Origin of the sequence: Mycolicibacterium sp. Y3 (assembly GCF_051188035.1) — a bacterium.
GTDB lineage: Bacteria > Actinomycetota > Actinomycetes > Mycobacteriales > Mycobacteriaceae > Mycobacterium > Mycobacterium fluoranthenivorans.
Genome location: NZ_JAVQLT010000001.1, coordinates 5,579,182 through 5,594,924, shown reverse-complemented (window position 1 = coordinate 5,594,924; position 15,743 = coordinate 5,579,182). Strand labels below are relative to the sequence as shown.

Sequence of the window (15,743 nt, the reverse complement as noted above, 5' to 3'; positions counted from 1 at the left end):
CGAGCCTCACTTCGTGGTGAGAGCGAATTCCTCGGCCAGCCCGTCGATCCCCGCCCGGATCGCCTCGATGGCCGATGCGCGCGCCTTGAGCTTGCTCGCCACATGGGCCTTCAGATGCAGGGTGGCGGCATATTCGGCTGCCACCGCCTGGGCGCGGGCCAGCACGTCGTCGCGGTCGACGATCTCGTCGAGCCAGCCACCCGCGATCGCGGCGTCCCCGGTGAACGTCGCCGCCACCGACACCGCGCGGAAGAACGCGGCACGGGTCAACCGCATCCGCATGATCTCGATGGCCGCGATCGGCAAGGTCATCCCGATGGCCACCTCGTTGGCCTGGCACCGGCCCTTCGCCGAACCCACCCGATGATCGCCGCTGAGAAGCAGGAAGGAGCCCATCGCGATGGCATGCCCGGTGGCCGCGATCACGATCGGGGCCGGGAAACTCAAGACGCGCACCGACAATTCGAATCCGGCGGTCAGCATGCCCAGCCCGGCAGCGGGATCGCCGGAGGCGAACACACTCAGTTCGAATCCCGCGCTGAGCACCCGCGAATTACCGGCCAGGACGACGGCTTTCACGGTACCGGCGGAGATATCCGACTCGGCCTGGTCCAGTGCGGTGTTGATGGCCGCCAGCATGTCGGGGGACAGGGCATTGACCTTGCCGTCGTCGAGAGCGATCGTCGCGACGGATTCGTTCACCGAGTAACTCACCGGGCTCGTCATAGCTGCGGATGTTACGGAGCGTGGTTGCGAATTTTGATGGCGGGGCTCGAATGGTGCCTGCCTGCGGGCCGGGCCTCCTCGATCCACGGAAAGTCGAGCTCGGTGGTCTCGTCGACCTGGCGGGTCCGCCAGCGGTCCTGGGTCTCGCGTACCGCGCGGTTCATCCGGTCGATCTCGGCCCGGAACACATCGGGACGCGTCTCCTTGGATGCGTAGTGGAAGTAGGTGAGCATGCTGCGCAGCAGCTCCAACTTCTGCTTCTCCCGTCTGGCCAGGTCATGGTTGAGCATCAGGTCCAGTCGCTGCACCGGCGGCAAGGTCGCCCAGTCGAGCACCACCTCGGTGTGGAACTCCTGCCTCCTGCCCTTCTCGTTCCTGGCGCTATCGCGGTAGGTGAGGGCGCCCTCGAACCGGGACTGGATCTCCCCGCCGAGTTCCTCGCGGCTGATGGCTGAATCCCACACAGTTCGCCACTCTTGCCCGGGTGCGAGTTGCGTGAGTTCGCTGGGAAGGATGAGGGCGGCAACCTCGGGTGGCCCGTCGTCATGGGCTTCCTCGTAGCGGCCCACGGTGAGCGGGGTGGGGAAGTCGAACTGCACCTGATGTGCGGCCGACTTGCCGAAATTGCGTACCACGAGTTCGATGACGTGCCAGTCGGTGGCGCTGGGCTCCATGTACATCACCACGTGCGGCCGCAATTCATCGCTCTTGAGCTGCCGGTTCCGTTTGATCACCCGCGCGACGAAGATCAGTGCGAGGACCGCGAGCAACAGCCCGGCCCACGCCGCGATCGTTAGCCAAGTGGCAGACCCCAGGCCGACGAGGTCGGTCCACCGATCATGAAACCACTGCACAGCGCCCCCACCCGTTCGTCCGATTGCGCTCTGGACAGTAGCGCTTCGCTAAGTGTCACGTAAACCGCGACTCCCGGCATTGCTAGCTGGCGGTGGCGAGTGCCGGGGCGGTCAGGGGGCGCGGCGTGTCGGCCTGGATCAGGCGTTCGGTGCGGGCCGGCCAGTCGGTGTCGGCCCACACGACTTCGGCGGGCAGTCGGCGCCAGTACCTCGGATGGGCGCGCAGGTACATCTCGACGCTGGCGTGCACCGCCGCGGCGTGCGGCACCCGCCGTACCCCGCGGGCGCGCGGTTCACGCCGGGGGACCGGGAGGACCGCCGGTTCGGTGCGGATCCGCAAGCCGGCGCGGGTGGCTCCGTCGAGGATCCAGTCCAGGACGACGGCGTCACCGACGATGCTGCGGTGCGTTCCGCGAAACCAGACTTCCTCGACACCGCCGACGTGCTGCAGCGGTGGTCCGCCGTCGATGGCCATGGCGTGCCGGCCCTCGACCACCTCGACCGGTCCGGCGGTGCCCGGCGTCCGGGTGGTATCCCAGAGGCCGAGGAACCGAACGGGTATCCCGACATCCGTGTGGGAGGTCAGCCCGGCGGCAACGGCGGCGAGGTCCCGCCAGTCCTGGTCGGTGCGCGGTGTGCGCGGGACCGCATAGGTGGCGAGCACGTAGTCGATGAGTTCGCCGTCGACCACGCCGATGGTGCCGAGCAGTCTGCTCAGGGCCTGGGCGCAGGCCGCGCCGCGGCCGGCCCCGAAGACGAAGATCTGGTCGCCCGGGCGCCAATGCGTGAGCAGATGCCGATAGCCCTCGGTGATGGCGGCGCGCGCCTCGTCGGCGGCGTTGCGGCGGCGCTGCGGGAGGTCGTGAGACCAGATCAGCTGGGTGTCGTCGAGCTGTGCGAGCAGTCCGGTGCGGTCGGTGCGACCGGAATGTGACTCTTGGCCGAAGCACAGCACGATGTTTGTCACAGCAACCCCCGACGGAAGCGGCACAAGCGAATCCAGCGAATAATTCTGCCCACGCGGCCCGGCTTGCGCCAGCCCGTGGATTCGACGAAAAATCCATCCTTCTCGACGAAATCCAGCTAACCAAAGCTATCGTGCTACGAAATCAGTCGTCTGTCCACCGTTTGACGGACATGGAAATTCTCGCGGTTAACCTGAACCGCAGCGGCGGGGAACGTTTGGCTAACTCAGCGGCAGTACGGCGCCGGCACTGGACACGTCGCCGTGCACCTGCAGGGAGCCGGGCACACTGCCGGGCGGGACATCGAACGCGATGGCGACATCGACGGGTTCGTTGGGGTACACCACGGTCGACGTACCGCCGAGGTAGAAGGTGGCCTCGGTGTCCGGGGTGTAGGTCTGGCCGTCCGCGGTGAGCACCTGTTGGTCGGCGACGAACGTCGCCGGCGCCTGACCGGTGTTGGTCAAGGTCAGATGCACCACGATGAACTCACCCGTGGCGGTCTTGGTCAGCTGGTCGTTGTCCGGTGCGACGACGGTCGGGCCGATATCGATGCCGTTCTGGGTGAACGTGACGTCACCGTCGACCGTGCTACCCGGCGCGGGTGCCGCGGGCGCGGACTCGGTTGCCGACGGGCTCGAGGTCTCGGTGGACGTCTCGGCCGAAGACGATGTGGTCGGGGTGGACGTCGCCCCCGGCGGGCTCAGCCGGCTGGCCTCGGGCTTGTGGATGACCAGGGCGTACACCAGCGCCGCGATCAGCGCGATGAGCAGGACGCCGACGCCGACGACATAGCTCTTGAGCAGGTTCCCGTTTCCTGCGGCCGGTGCGGTAGGCGCCGGTGCCGCGGCTGCCGGCTCGGCGAACTGGGCCGCCGCCGGCTCGTCGTAGAACGACGCCGGGGTGTAGGTGGGGACCACCGTGGTGGCCGGTTCGGGCAGCCGCACCACGGTGGTATCCGGCTCGAACGTGGTGGGCGGCTCCGGGTTCTCGGGAGACGGTTCGGGTGCTTCCTCGGCCGGCTCCGGGGTGTCCGCATCGGATTCCGGCTCAGACGGTGACGGCTCGGGTGCCGGCTGCTCGGGCTGCGGCATGTTCACGACGGCGGTGGGCTGCTCGCTGGCCGCCTGCTCCCAGGACGGCATCTCGACATCGGGCCACGGCGGCAACTCGGACGGCCAGGATGTCGGCTCCTCCGGGGCGGAAGGTTCTGCGGGAGCCGGGGGAGCGGGAGGCGCCGGTGGCGCCTGAGCGGGGGTCAGATGCTCGGTCCACGCCGTGCCATCCCAATACCGTTGACCACCCGTGCCGTCAGGGTCGGGATACCAGCCGGCCGGGGTCGGCGGTGTCGTCATCGTAGGACTTCCTCCCCATCATGCGCCGGATGGGCGCTGTGACCCCGCAGGATAGCCGAGCCCGGAATACGCCGCGAGACTTTTGCCTGCGCCCTCGACCTCGTTCAGCCGCCCATCAGCATGCGCCACTGGTCGAGATTGCTCGCCCGGTAGACGTAGTTCGACTGCTTGACCGAAGACAACGATGCATTCGGCTCAGCCGAATACCAGTGTCCGGGAAACACGGTCGGGTCGCCGGGCAACTGGGCAAGTGCCTGCAGGCTGCGGAACATGGCATCGACGTCCCCGCCCGGGAAATCGGTGCGCCCGCACCCCTCCAGGAACAAGGTGTCGCCGGCCACCAGTCGCCCGTCGAGCAGGAAGCACTGACTGCCCGGGGTGTGTCCCGGCGTGTGCAGCAGTTCGATCTCGATATCGCCGATCGCCACCATGTCACCGTGCTGGTGCGGGGTCAGTTCGCTGGGCGCGATACCGGTGACGCGCGAAACCCACTCCGCCTCATGGGCATTGACGTGCACCGGCACGCTGACCCGCTCCAGGAGTTCGGCCACTCCCTTCAGCGTGAACCCCATCATCGTGCCGCCGACGTGGTCGGGGTGGTGATGGGACACCAGCACGCCCGACAGGTGCATGCCATCCGCTTCCAGGGCGTCCACCAGGTCGCCTGCGGCGTACGCGGGGTCGACGACCACGGTGTCGCCGGTCTCGCGGTCGCCGATCAGGTAGGCGAAGTTGCGCATCTGTTCGGCGATCGGATCCCCCGCGGCGAAATCGCGGCCGGACAACAGCTGACGGAAGTACAGGCGGTCTTCGGACATGGGGACAGAGTAGGACGGCGCCCCGTGACGGAGATAACCGCAGGTCCAAAAACCGCATGTCATGAGGTGTTTAACCGCACAAGCAGAAATGTCGCATCCCAGATGCGTAATTACTAGCGTCGGACGCATGCACCTCACCCGGTTCACCGACCTCGGACTGCGGACGATGATGCTGCTCGCCGCCGCGGAGACCGACGGCCGGCGAATCACCACCCGCACCATCGCGAACGGCGCCGACGCGTCGGAGAACCACATCGCCAAAGCCGTCTCGCGGCTCGTCGAGCTCGGCATGGTCAACGCCCGGCGCGGCCGCATCGGTGGGCTCGAACTCACCGAGGCCGGCCGACACGCATCGCTGGGCTGGCTGGTCCGCCGCCTGGAGGGCGACGCCGAGGTGATCGACTGCGCCGGCGGCGCCCACCCCTGCCCGCTGATCCCCGCGTGCCGGCTGCGTCGAGTGCTCGCGGAGGCCAAAGAAGCCTTCTACCGCCAGCTCGACGGCTACACCATCGACGACCTGTCGGGCAGCACCCTGCTGCCCCTCGTTTCCCTTCCCTTGCCCCACCCAGAAAGGACACCACGATGACCATCACCACCGAGAGCACTGAACTGGACCCGGTTCACGCCGAGATCGTCACCGCCACGCTGCCGTTGATCGGCGCCAATATCGACACCATCACCCAGGCGTTCTACCGCCGGTTGTTCGACAACCACCCGCAGCTACTGCGCAACCTGTTCAACCGCGGTAACCAAGCCCAGGGCGCGCAGCAGCGCGCGCTGGCGGCGTCGATCGCGACCTTCGCCACGCACCTTGTCGACCCTGCGCTGCCGCATCCGGTGGAGCTGCTGTCGCGGATCGGGCACAAGCACGCCTCGCTGGGCATCGTCGCCGAGCAGTACCCGGTGGTGCACGACAACCTGTTCGCGGCGATCGTGGAGGTGCTCGGCGCGGACACCGTCACCGCCGAGGTCGCGGCCGCCTGGGACCAGGTCTTCTGGATCATGGCCAACGCGCTGATCGACCTGGAGCGCTCGCTGTACGCCCAAGCCGGTGTGCGCGACGGAGACGTGTACCGGCGGGCCCAGGTGCTGGCCCGGGTGGACGATCCGTCCGGCGCGGTCCAGGTGACCGTCGCCCCGCTGACGGCCGGCGCGCTGCCGAGCACGGCGGGCCAGTACGTGTCCGTCGGTGTGACCCTTCCCGACGGCGCGCGCCAGCTGCGCCAGTACAGCCTGATCGACGCGGGCGAGCACGGGGAGCTCACGTTCGCGGTCAAGCCCACCGGTGAGGTGTCGACATGGATCCGGGACAACCTGCGCGTGGGCGACCTGCTCGACGTCACCGTGCCGTTCGGCGACCTGCCGCGCCCCGCTCCCGGTGCGCCGCTGGTGTTGATCTCGGCGGGCATCGGCATCACTCCGATGATCGGCATCCTGGAAGCACTGGACCCGGCCACGCGTGTGGTCGTCCTGCACGCCGACCGCAGCGCCCAGACCCACCCGCTGCGGGAACGGCAACGTGAGCTGGTGGCCGCGTTGCCCGATGTCACCCTGGACATCTGGTACGAGGACGCCACCGAAGGCGCGCATCAGGGCTTCCTGAACCTCGACGCGGTGGAGCTGCCCGCCGGCGCCGAGGTCTACCTGTGTGGCGCCGACGGCTTCGTCCGGGCGGTGCGCGACCAGCTGGCCGCGCGCGGCGTCGAACGGGTGCACTGCGAGCTGTTCAGCCCCAACGACTGGCTGCTGTAACCGCGCCGGCTGGTCAACGCCGATTTCTGCACCGGGGTCGCTGCGCCCGTACACTCGCGACCCTGGTGTGGAAAACAGCGTCGAACGGGCCAGTCGACCCCGATACGCTGCCGTTTTGGCAGGAGAAACGCCGGGAATGTACCCTCTTTAAGGCCCTCGGGCTGATGTAGTGCCAAAGAAGTGCAAGGCCCCCTTAGCTCAGTCGGTAGAGCGTTTCCATGGTAAGGAAAAGGTCAACGGTTCGATTCCGTTAGGGGGCTCGGTGGACGCCAGGCGGATCGCCGCCTTCGTCTATTCGGGGCGGTGTAGCTCAGCTGGTTAGAGCGCACGACTCATAATCGTGAGGTCGGGAGATCGAGCCTCCCCACCGCTACAGGGAAACAACGAGAGGCAATGACGTGGCGTCGAGTACCGACGTACGGCCCAAGATCACCTTGGCCTGCGAGGTGTGCAAGCACCGTAACTACATCACGAAGAAGAACCGGCGCAACGACCCGGACCGGCTGGAGCTGAAGAAGTTCTGCCCCAACTGTGGCGCGCACCAGCCGCATAAAGAGTCGCGCTAACTCTTCGTCGTGGCTCTGTCGTCGAACATCGTCGGGATGCACTATCGGTACCCCGACGTGTACGAGGTTGGCCGGGAGAAGATCCGCGAGCACGCCGTCGCCGTCAAGAACGACGATGCGTACTTCCACGATGAAGCTGTCGCCGCCGACCTCGGGCATGACTCACTGCCGGCGCCGCTGACCTTCATCTGCATCTTCGGCTACCAGGCGCAGTATGCGTTCTTCGATCATGCGAACATCAGCGTCAAAGATGCGCAGATCGTGCAGGTCGACCAGCAATTGAAGTTCATGGCGCCGATCCGGGCGGGCGACAGGCTGTACTGCGATGTCTACGTAGATTCGGTTCGACAGGCACACGGCACGGACATCATCGTCACCAAGAACGTGATCAGTAATGACAAGGGTGACGTTGTCCAGGAGGCCTACACGACCCTTGCCGGTCGTGCAGGAGACGGAGAAGAGGGTTTTTCTGATGGCGCTGCGTGAGTTCAGTTCGGTCAACGTGGGTGACACCCTTCCGGAGAAGGTCATCCCGCTGACCCGACAGGACCTGGTGAACTACGCCGGTGTGTCCGGCGACCTGAACCCCATCCACTGGGACGATGAGATCGCCAAGCAGGTCGGCCTCGACACCGCGATTGCGCACGGCATGCTGACCATGGGCCTCGGCGGCGGTTATGTCACGTCCTGGGTCGGCGACCCGGCCGCCGTGACCGAGTACAACGTCCGGTTCACCGCGGTCGTCCCCGTGCCCAACGACGGTGTGGGCGCCGAGATCGTCTTCAACGGTCGGGTGAAATCGGTGGAACCCGAATCGAAGTCGGTGACGATCGCCCTCTCGGCGACCACCGGGGGAAAGAAGATCTTCGGCCGTGCCATCGCCATCGCGAAGCTGGCCTGAGCCATGGCCATCAAGGCTGACATCCTGGGGATGGTCTACAAGTACCCCGAGGTCTTCGTGGTGGGCCGTGAGCAGGTCAAGCAGTTCGCGCGGGCGGTGAAATCCGACGATCCGGCTTCGCAGGACGAGGCGGCCGCCGCCGAGCTGGGCCACGACGCGCTGGTCGCAGGCCCCACGTTCCCGTCGATTCTCGCGCTGCTGGTGCAGCAGGACTTCTTCCGGAACGTGGATGTCGGCATGGAAACCATGCAGATCATCCAGGTGGATCAGCGGTTCGTGTATCACCGGCCGATCAAGGTGGGCGACCGGTTGCACGCTCATCTGGAGATCAAGTCGGTCGATGAGCGGTTCGGCGCCGATATCGTCGTGACCCGCAACATCCTCGCCGACGACGACGGCGTGATCATCATGGAGGCGTTCACCACCCTGATGGGCCACGAAGGCGACAATTCGGTGTCGGTGCAGTACGACCGCGAAACCGGTCAGGTGCGGCGCTCGGCGGTCATCGAGAGCTAGTCTCGGTGATGAGGGAGCAGCGACAAGGCGATTAGTAACTGAGACTTGGGCCGATGTACACTCGGTCCTCGGGGTTTTCCCACATCAGCGCGCTGTCCGTCGGTTCGGAAATCGGCCGGTCGGGGAGCGCGCGAGTTGTGTGAGGGCCGCCACGAAGGGGCGTAGCTCAACTGGCAGAGCAGCGGTCTCCAAAACCGCAGGTTGCAGGTTCAAGTCCTGTCGCCCCTGCTCAACTGAATACTCGACGAGTGTGGACACTGCGAAGGTGACCACCCGAACCAGATGAAAGGCGTGCGGTGAGCGACGAGCGCGACAGTGCCGGCTCCGAAGGCACCGAAGCAACGGGCACCGAGGACGCGGCCGGCCAGACGGCCGTCGTGACCCGCCCGCTGCGCCCGACCGGAAAGCGGACGCGGCGTGCCGCGGTGGCCCCGGTTGAGGACGATGAGGTGTCCGATACCGGCACCGAGTCCGCCGACGGCACCGAGGGCGCCGAACCGACTGCCAAGAGCACGAAGACCAAGGCGGCGAAGCCGGCCAAGAAGAAGAGCGACGCCAAGCGGGTCAACCCGTTCGCCTTCGTGTGGAACTACCTCAAGCAGGTCGTTGCCGAACTGCGCAAGGTCATCTGGCCGAACCGCAAGCAGATGGTCAGCTACACCACGGTGGTCCTGGTGTTCCTGGCATTCATGGTCGCGCTGATCGGCGGGGTCGACGTCGGGCTGGCGAAGCTCGTGTCGATCGTGTTCGGCTGACCGGAAGAACTGAGAGAGGACTGACAACCGTGACTAGCTTCGACGGCGACGAACAGCTCGACGCCGAGACGCCTTCGGGTGATGCCGTCGACGTGCTCGACGAGACTCTGGAGACCGCCGAGGGCGCCGAAGAAGGCGCTGAAGAATCCGAGACTGCCGAAACTGCGGAAACCGAGGCTCCTGTCGTTGAGGAGGCCGCCGAGGACGAGGACGTCGATCCGGCGACCGCGCTCAAGAAGGAGCTGCGCCTCAAGCCGGGTGACTGGTACGTCATCCACAGCTACGCCGGTTACGAGAACAAGGTGAAGGCCAATCTCGAGACCCGCGTGCAGAACCTGGACGTCGGCGACTACATCTTCCAGGTCGAGGTGCCCACCGAAGAGGTCACCGAGATCAAGAACGGCCAGCGTAAGCAGGTCAACCGCAAGGTGCTGCCCGGCTACATCCTGGTGCGCATGGAACTGAACGACGAGTCGTGGGGCGCGGTGCGCAACACCCCGGGCGTCACCGGGTTCGTCGGTGCGACCTCGCGCCCGTCACCGCTGTCGCTCAACGACGTGGTCAAGTTCCTGCTGCCGCAGGGTGCGGCCAAGAAGGCTGCCGCGAAGAGCTCCTCCGCGGCGTCGGCGGCCTCGTCTGAAGCCACGTTGGAGCGGCCCGAGATCCTCGTCGATTTCGAGGTCGGCGAGTCCGTCACCGTCATGGACGGCCCGTTCGCGACGCTGCCGGCCTCGATCAGCGAGGTCAACGCCGAGCAGCAGAAGCTCAAGGTGCTGGTGTCGATCTTCGGCCGCGAGACACCTGTCGAGCTGACGTTCACCCAGGTCGCCAAGATTTAGCGGCTCAGTTTTCAACAACACAGGGCAACCCACGCCCTTCCAGGAAGAAACAGTAAGGAACACCGAACAACATGGCCCCGAAGAAAAAGGTCGCCGGGCTCATCAAGCTCCAGATCCAGGCCGGGCAGGCCAACCCTGCTCCGCCGGTCGGTCCGGCGCTTGGTCAGCACGGCGTCAACATCATGGAGTTCTGCAAGGCGTACAACGCCGCGACCGAGTCGCAGCGCGGCAACGTCATCCCCGTGGAGATCACCGTCTACGAGGATCGCAGCTTCACCTTCGCCCTGAAGACCCCGCCCGCCGCTCGGCTGCTGCTCAAGGCTGCCGGTGTGCAGAAGGGTTCCGGCGAACCGCACAAGACCAAGGTCGCCAAGGTCACTTGGGATCAGGTGCGTGAGATCGCCGAGACCAAGAAGGAAGATCTCAACGCCAACGATATCGACGCCGCGGCGAAGATCATCGCCGGCACTGCCCGCTCCATGGGTATCACTGTCGAATAAGCACGAAAGTCTCGAATAAGCACGGAAGTCGTGGGAGGGCCCGCTCCGGCCCGTCGATGAGCGCTTGCGCGAAGAGCATTCAACGAAGACCACAACTCCAACAACACGATTGGAATCACAATGAGCAAGAACAGCAAGGCATATCGCGAAGCCGCCGAGAAGGTGGATCGCACCAACCTCTACACCCCGCTGCAGGCCGCGCGTCTGGCCAAGGAGACCTCGTCCAAGAAGCAGGATGCGACCGTCGAGGTCGCCATCCGCCTGGGCGTCGATCCCCGCAAGGCCGACCAGATGGTCCGTGGCACCGTGAACCTTCCGCACGGCACCGGTAAGACCGCCCGTGTCGCGGTGTTCGCCGTGGGTGAGAAGGCCGAGCAGGCCCTGGCCGCCGGCGCGGATGTGGTGGGTAGCGATGACCTGATCGAGAAGATCCAGGGTGGGTTCCTGGATTTCGACGCCGCGATCGCCACGCCCGATCAGATGGCCAAGGTCGGTCGGATCGCCCGCGTGCTGGGCCCGCGCGGCCTGATGCCGAACCCCAAGACCGGCACCGTGACCGCTGATGTCACCAAGGCCGTCAACGACATCAAGGGCGGCAAGATCAACTTCCGTGTCGACAAGCAGGCCAACCTGCACTTCGTGATCGGCAAGGCGTCCTTCGACGAGACCAAGCTGGCCGAGAACTACGGTGCGGCGCTCGACGAGGTGCTGCGCGCCAAGCCGTCGTCCTCCAAGGGCCGCTACCTGAAGAAGATCACCGTCTCCACCACGACCGGCCCCGGCATCCCGGTGGACCCGGCCGTGACCCGGAACTTCACGGAGGAGCAGGTCTAAAGCCTGTCCTTACACGTCACCGAGTGGCCGGTCATCGCGAGATGACCGGCCACTCGGCGTTTCGGCGTCAGCCCCCGCACTCGGCGAGGCGCCGGCGCAGAAAATCCTGCGCCGGATCGGATGCACTGCGGTCCAAGGCGATTCGGTACCAGTGGGCTGCCTCGGTCAGCCGGTCGGACCGGCGCAGCAGGTCGGCCCGGATGGAGGCGACGACACTCGAGCGCGCCAGTCGCGGATCGTCGGCCAACCGGTCCAGCGCCGCCAGCCCGACGGCGAAACCGTCCCGAAAGCCCAGTGCCAGCGCGTGATTGGCCCGGGCCATCGGTGAATCGGTGACAGCGATGAGCCGATCGTAGGCTGCACAGATCGTCGGCCAGTCGGTGGCCGCCCAGTTCGGGGCCGTGGCATGGACGGCCGCGATCACCGCTTGCGGGAGGTAAGGTCCCTGCGCGCCGCTCGCCCGGGCCAGCCGGTCCAGGCCGCGGGCCATCCGGGTTCGGTCCCAGCGGCTGCGGTCCTGCTCCTCGAGCGGCAAGAGGGCACCGCCGGCATCGACCCGGGTGGCCCGCCGCGAGTCGTGCAGCAGGGTCAGCGCCGCCAGGGCATGGGTATCCGCGACCGTGGGCATCAAGGCGCACAGTTCCCCAGCTAGTCGGACCCCTTCGTCGCAGAGGTCGTCGCGGATGGCCGAGGGGCCGCCGGTCGACCAGTAGCCCTCGGTGAACACCGAGTACACACAGGCCAGCACGTGCGGTGTCCGCTCGCCGAGCAACTCGGCCGGCGGGACCCGCAGCGGGATGTTGGCGTGCCGGATCTTGTTCTTGGCACGGGTGATCCGTTGCCCGACGGCGGCTTCGGACTGCATGAGTGCTCGGGCAATCTCCGGCACCGTCAGCCCGGAGATCAGGCGCAAGGTCAGCGCCAGTTGTGACGGCCGGTCCAGGGCGGGGTGTGCGCAGGTGAACATCATCCGCAGCTCGTCATCGCGGACCGGATGCACCGGCCGGTCATCGGTTGGGATCGACATCGCAGCGAGTTCCTTTCCGGGGCGCGATGATTCGCGCCGTATCCGGTCCAGCGCGCGATTGCGTGCGACCGTCATGAGCCAGCCGCCCGGGTTGTCCGGGGGTCCGTCGGCCCAGGCGCGCAGCGCTTCGGTGAAGGCTTCCTGGACGGCGTCCTCTGCCAGGGTGAGGTCACCGCACCAGCGCGCCAGTGTCGCGACCGCCGGACCCCATTCGCGACGGAAGACGCCGTCCAGGTTGGTCATTGCGCGGCTCTTTACAGGCCGGCGATCCCGGCGAGCCGGCGCACCGCGACCGAGCCGGCGGGGATCATCGAGGCGAGCTTGACCGCCTCGTCCCGGTCGGCGGCGCGAAGCAGGTAGAAGCCGTTGGCCACCTCCGCGCCCTCGACGTAGGGCCCGTCGGTCAACACCGTCTGGCCGTCCCGAACCCGTACCGTCGTGGCGGTGGCCGGCGGGTGCAATGGTGCTCCGCCCAGGATGTGGTCACCGATGCTCTGATGGACCTCGACGTGCTGGGCCACCCTGGCTTCGAACTCGGGTGAACCGGGGACGTTCACCTCGTCGGGTGACTCCAGCAGCAGCGCAAGCCAATCCGCGCCGACAGGCTGGCTGGGGGCATTCCAGTGCACCATCGGCCACACCTCGATGGCACCGTACTGCGCCGCGGGGATCTGGCGCGCCAGCTCCAGCGCGTCGTCGAGATTATCGGCCTCGAACACGTAGTAGCCGCCGGCCACCTCCGCGCCTTCGGCGAACGGGCCGTCGGTCACCACCGGCTCACCCGGCCAGCCGGTGATCAGCTTGCCGTCGCCCGCAGCGGCCAGCGCGTCGCCGCCCCGGATCGCCGACGCGGCCTTGGCATGGAATTCCTGATAGGCCGCCATCTCGGCGGCGCCCTCGGCGGGGTTCAGATCGCGCTCGGGGGTCAGCAGCAGTGCGAAGTAGAACATGGTCGTCCTCCGGTAGGGGCGGGACCCTAGCGTCCCACTCTCTACCTGTACGACGAACGACTACGACCCGATCCGACAGGATCAGCCGGCGAAATTCGATTTGAGTTCGCCGACGATGTCGTCCCACAGGGCTTCCGGCAGATCGTGGGCCATTCCGTCGAACAGGACCAGTCGTGCACCCGGGATGGCACGGGCGATCGCCCGGCCGCCCGACGGGCGCATGAGTTTGTCGGCTTTGCCGTGGATGACCACGGTCGGCACGGTGACCTGCCGGTTGTAGTGGCGCAGGCTGCCGCTGCCCATGATGGCGGCGAACTGCCTGCCCACCCCGGCCGGATAGTAGGACCGGTCGTAACTCTCGATGGCGTCGGCGCGGGCCTTGTCCCTCGGCGTCGGGAAGCCGGGGCTGCCGATGATCTCGGTCAGCCGGATCGTGTTCTCGATGACGGCTTCCCGGGAGGAGTCCGTGGGCTTCTGCAGCAGCGCCAGCAGCTGTTTCGGCCCGGGTGGCGGGAGCAGGGCTTGGTTGTTGCTGGAGAAGATGACCCCGAGGCTGCGTGTGCGGTGGCTGTGCCGGGCGGCGAAGACCTGGGCGATCATGCCGCCCATCGAGGCACCGACGATATGGGCGCGCTCGATGCCGAGATGATCCAGCAGCGCGCTCGCGTCATCGGCCATATCCTCCAGGACGTAACCGGCCGGGCTCTTCAGGCCGAGGAGCGACCGCGCCATCCGGGTCGGCAGCGGCGCGCCGCTGCGGGCGTGGGGCAGCTTGGTGGACAGTCCGATATCGCGGTTGTCGAATCGGATCACCCGTAGTCCCTGGTCGACGAGCTTCTCGCAGAATCCCTTGCGCCACAACAGGAGCTGTGCGCCGAGGCCCATGATCAGCAGGACTGCCGGATCGTCGGGATTGCCCATGTCCTCGTAGACGATCTCGATGTCGCCATGGGTCGCGGTCCCGGTGCGGACGCTCATTCGTTGCCCTCTTCTTTGTCGCCTTCTTTGTGTTCCCGGCTGATCTCCACCATGAAGTTCGCGAAGTAGCCGGTGAACTGCGGATCGCTCATCATCTGCCACTTCGGCGCCAGCAGCTTCATGTACCGCTCGACGTAGAGGAACTGCTTGCCGATCAAGACCAGCTCGCGAGGCAGCTTGACGTCGTACGCGTCGGCCAGGGTGGAGAGTTGTTTCCCGATATCGGCGTAACTCATCTCGCCGAGTGAGGACATGGTCAACGGCGTGGCGAACTTCTCCAGATCCTTGGCCGCCTGGGCCTCGGGTTTGACGGTGCCCACCGCACCCATCAGCACGACGATCTTTCCGGCCGCGGCATGGTCCTTCTTCACCACCAGGGCGTAGACCAGTTCGCGCAACAGCCAGCGGGTGCGGGGGTCGATGCGGCCCATGATGCCGAAGTCGAAGAAGACGATCTTGCCGTCGTCGTCGACGTAGAGGTTGCCCGCGTGCAGATCACCGTGGAACAGGCCGTGGCGCAGCCCGCCCTCGAACACGCTGAACAACAGGGCCTTCACCAGCGTCTCGCCGTCGAACCCTTTTTTGCGGATGGTGGCCACGTCATCGATGCGGGTGCCCTGGATGCGTTCCATGGTGAGCACACGTTCGCTGGTCAGGTCCCAGTAGACCTGCGCCACCCGGATGTTCTCACCGAGCGGGGAGGCGTGCATATGCGCCACCCACGCGTCCATGGACTGCGCCTCCAGGCGGAAATCCAGCTCCTCGGCCAGATTGTCGGAGAAGTCGGCGACCACATCCTGGGCGGACAACCGACGGCCCAGCTTGGCGAGTTCGACGACCTGCGCGCCGCGCTTGAGGATCTGCAGATCGGCGGCCACCCGGCGGCGGATGCCCGGGCGTTGGATCTTGACCACGACCTCCTCGCCGGTGTGCAGCGTGGCGTAGTGCACCTGCGCGATCGAGGCGGATGCGAAGGGGACCTCGTCGAAGGACTTGAACAGGTTCTGCGGGGTGTCGCCGAGGTCTTCGACGAACAGCTTGTGCACCTGGTCTTTGTCGGCCGGCGGCACCCGGTCCAGCAGTCCGCGGAACTCCCGGGACAGCGGCTCGCCGAACGCGCCGGGGCTGGACGCGATGATCTGGCCGAATTTGACGTAGGTGGGTCCCAGGTCGGCGAACGTCTGGGGAATCTGCTTGAGGACCTTCTGCTGCAGACTGCCCTTGGTGAGGAGGTTGGCGACGACGCGGGCGCCGGTGCGGGTGACCTGCCAGCCGGTGGCCCCGATCCGGGCGGCCTCAACCGGCAGGGGCACCCGATCGAGCCTGGCGACCTCGCGGTGCTTGGGTCTCGTTGGCTGAGTGCTCATCCCTGCAGTGTCTCAAAACCGCCGGTAACGCCAAAAACTT

General features: G+C 66.5%; 19 protein-coding genes and 3 tRNA genes. 13 read left to right on the top strand and 9 right to left on the bottom strand.

The features are described from left to right. Positions 1–6: 6 nt before the first annotated feature. The 5 genes from QN239_RS27365 to QN239_RS27345 all read right to left on the bottom strand — a co-directional run bounded on the left by QN239_RS27365 (position 7) and on the right by QN239_RS27345 (position 4,718). Entirely contained in the window at positions 7–726 is a 720-nt protein-coding gene (locus QN239_RS27365; protein WP_499015080.1) for a crotonase/enoyl-CoA hydratase family protein, read from the bottom strand. A gap of 11 nt (positions 727–737) precedes the next feature. After that, the gene (locus QN239_RS27360; protein WP_499015079.1) at positions 738–1,580 is read right to left on the bottom strand and encodes a DUF8453 domain-containing protein; all 843 of its coding nucleotides are present in this window, start codon (positions 1,578–1,580) and stop codon (positions 738–740) included. Between the two features lie 82 nt (positions 1,581–1,662). Then, a complete protein-coding gene (locus QN239_RS27355; RefSeq protein WP_499015077.1) occupies positions 1,663–2,547 on the bottom strand; it encodes a phospholipase effector Tle1 domain-containing protein in 885 nt (294 codons plus the stop codon). Between the two features lie 219 nt (positions 2,548–2,766). Next, positions 2,767–3,900 (bottom strand): DUF4352 domain-containing protein, encoded by a 1,134-nt coding sequence (locus QN239_RS27350; RefSeq protein WP_499015075.1) that lies wholly within the window; start codon positions 3,898–3,900, stop codon positions 2,767–2,769. A gap of 104 nt (positions 3,901–4,004) precedes the next feature. After that, a complete protein-coding gene (locus QN239_RS27345; protein WP_499015074.1) occupies positions 4,005–4,718 on the bottom strand; it encodes an MBL fold metallo-hydrolase in 714 nt (237 codons plus the stop codon). Positions 4,719–4,845: 127 nt separating this feature from the next. Here QN239_RS27345 and QN239_RS27340 point away from each other — a divergent pair, with 127 nt between their 5' ends. The 13 genes from QN239_RS27340 (at position 4,846) to rplA (ending at position 11,381) form a co-directional block, all read left to right on the top strand. Further along, a complete protein-coding gene (locus QN239_RS27340; RefSeq protein ID WP_499015072.1) occupies positions 4,846–5,304 on the top strand; it encodes an RrF2 family transcriptional regulator in 459 nt (152 codons plus the stop codon). Then, complete coding sequence (locus QN239_RS27335) at positions 5,301–6,470, top strand: globin domain-containing protein (protein WP_499015069.1); 1,170 nt, start codon at positions 5,301–5,303, stop codon at positions 6,468–6,470. Before QN239_RS27340 ends, QN239_RS27335 begins: the two co-directional genes overlap by 4 nt. A 187-nt stretch (positions 6,471–6,657) precedes the next feature. After that, positions 6,658–6,730, top strand: a tRNA-Thr gene (locus QN239_RS27330). A gap of 39 nt (positions 6,731–6,769) precedes the next feature. Beyond that, positions 6,770–6,843 (top strand) — tRNA-Met (locus tag QN239_RS27325). A 25-nt stretch (positions 6,844–6,868) separates the two neighbouring features. Next, positions 6,869–7,036, top strand: coding sequence for a 50S ribosomal protein L33 (gene rpmG / locus QN239_RS27320; RefSeq protein ID WP_090360058.1), 168 nt, complete (start codon positions 6,869–6,871; stop codon positions 7,034–7,036). Positions 7,037–7,045: 9 nt separating this feature from the next. Next, positions 7,046–7,522, top strand: a complete 477-nt coding sequence (gene hadA / locus QN239_RS27315; RefSeq protein WP_167156790.1) for a (3R)-hydroxyacyl-ACP dehydratase subunit HadA — start codon at positions 7,046–7,048, stop codon at positions 7,520–7,522. Beyond that, the gene (hadB, locus tag QN239_RS27310) at positions 7,509–7,937 is read left to right on the top strand and encodes a (3R)-hydroxyacyl-ACP dehydratase subunit HadB (protein ID WP_090360053.1); all 429 of its coding nucleotides are present in this window, start codon (positions 7,509–7,511) and stop codon (positions 7,935–7,937) included. Before hadA ends, hadB begins: the two co-directional genes overlap by 14 nt. 3 nt (positions 7,938–7,940) lie before the next feature. After that, positions 7,941–8,453, top strand: coding sequence for a (3R)-hydroxyacyl-ACP dehydratase subunit HadC (hadC, locus tag QN239_RS27305; protein ID WP_499015067.1), 513 nt, complete (start codon positions 7,941–7,943; stop codon positions 8,451–8,453). A 155-nt stretch (positions 8,454–8,608) separates the two neighbouring features. Further along, positions 8,609–8,681, top strand: a tRNA-Trp gene (locus tag QN239_RS27300). 68 nt (positions 8,682–8,749) lie between these two features. Next, positions 8,750–9,208, top strand: coding sequence for a preprotein translocase subunit SecE (gene secE, locus QN239_RS27295; RefSeq protein WP_499015066.1), 459 nt, complete (start codon positions 8,750–8,752; stop codon positions 9,206–9,208). A 29-nt stretch (positions 9,209–9,237) separates the two neighbouring features. Further along, a complete protein-coding gene (gene nusG, locus QN239_RS27290) occupies positions 9,238–10,047 on the top strand; it encodes a transcription termination/antitermination protein NusG (RefSeq protein ID WP_167156794.1) in 810 nt (269 codons plus the stop codon). A 71-nt stretch (positions 10,048–10,118) separates the two neighbouring features. After that, entirely contained in the window at positions 10,119–10,547 is a 429-nt protein-coding gene (gene rplK / locus QN239_RS27285) for a 50S ribosomal protein L11 (RefSeq protein ID WP_090360044.1), read from the top strand. Between the two features lie 120 nt (positions 10,548–10,667). Then, positions 10,668–11,381: a 50S ribosomal protein L1 gene (gene rplA / locus QN239_RS27280; RefSeq protein ID WP_090360043.1), complete on the top strand. Its 714-nt coding sequence runs from the start codon at positions 10,668–10,670 to the stop codon at positions 11,379–11,381. Positions 11,382–11,448: 67 nt separating this feature from the next. Here rplA and QN239_RS27275 read toward each other — a convergent pair whose 3' ends face one another. From QN239_RS27275 to QN239_RS27260, 4 genes are all read right to left on the bottom strand, one after another. Further along, positions 11,449–12,651 carry an RNA polymerase sigma factor gene (locus tag QN239_RS27275; protein ID WP_499015063.1) on the bottom strand — a complete coding sequence of 401 codons (1,203 nt, stop codon included), beginning with the start codon at positions 12,649–12,651 and terminating at the stop codon, positions 11,449–11,451. A gap of 11 nt (positions 12,652–12,662) precedes the next feature. Beyond that, positions 12,663–13,358, bottom strand: coding sequence for a YciI family protein (locus QN239_RS27270; protein WP_499015062.1), 696 nt, complete (start codon positions 13,356–13,358; stop codon positions 12,663–12,665). An 81-nt stretch (positions 13,359–13,439) separates the two neighbouring features. Beyond that, positions 13,440–14,336: an alpha/beta fold hydrolase gene (locus QN239_RS27265; protein ID WP_499015060.1), complete on the bottom strand. Its 897-nt coding sequence runs from the start codon at positions 14,334–14,336 to the stop codon at positions 13,440–13,442. Next, positions 14,333–15,703 (bottom strand): ABC1 kinase family protein, encoded by a 1,371-nt coding sequence (locus QN239_RS27260; protein ID WP_167156804.1) that lies wholly within the window; start codon positions 15,701–15,703, stop codon positions 14,333–14,335. Before QN239_RS27260 ends, QN239_RS27265 begins: the two co-directional genes overlap by 4 nt. Between the last annotated feature and the right edge of the window lie 40 nt (positions 15,704–15,743).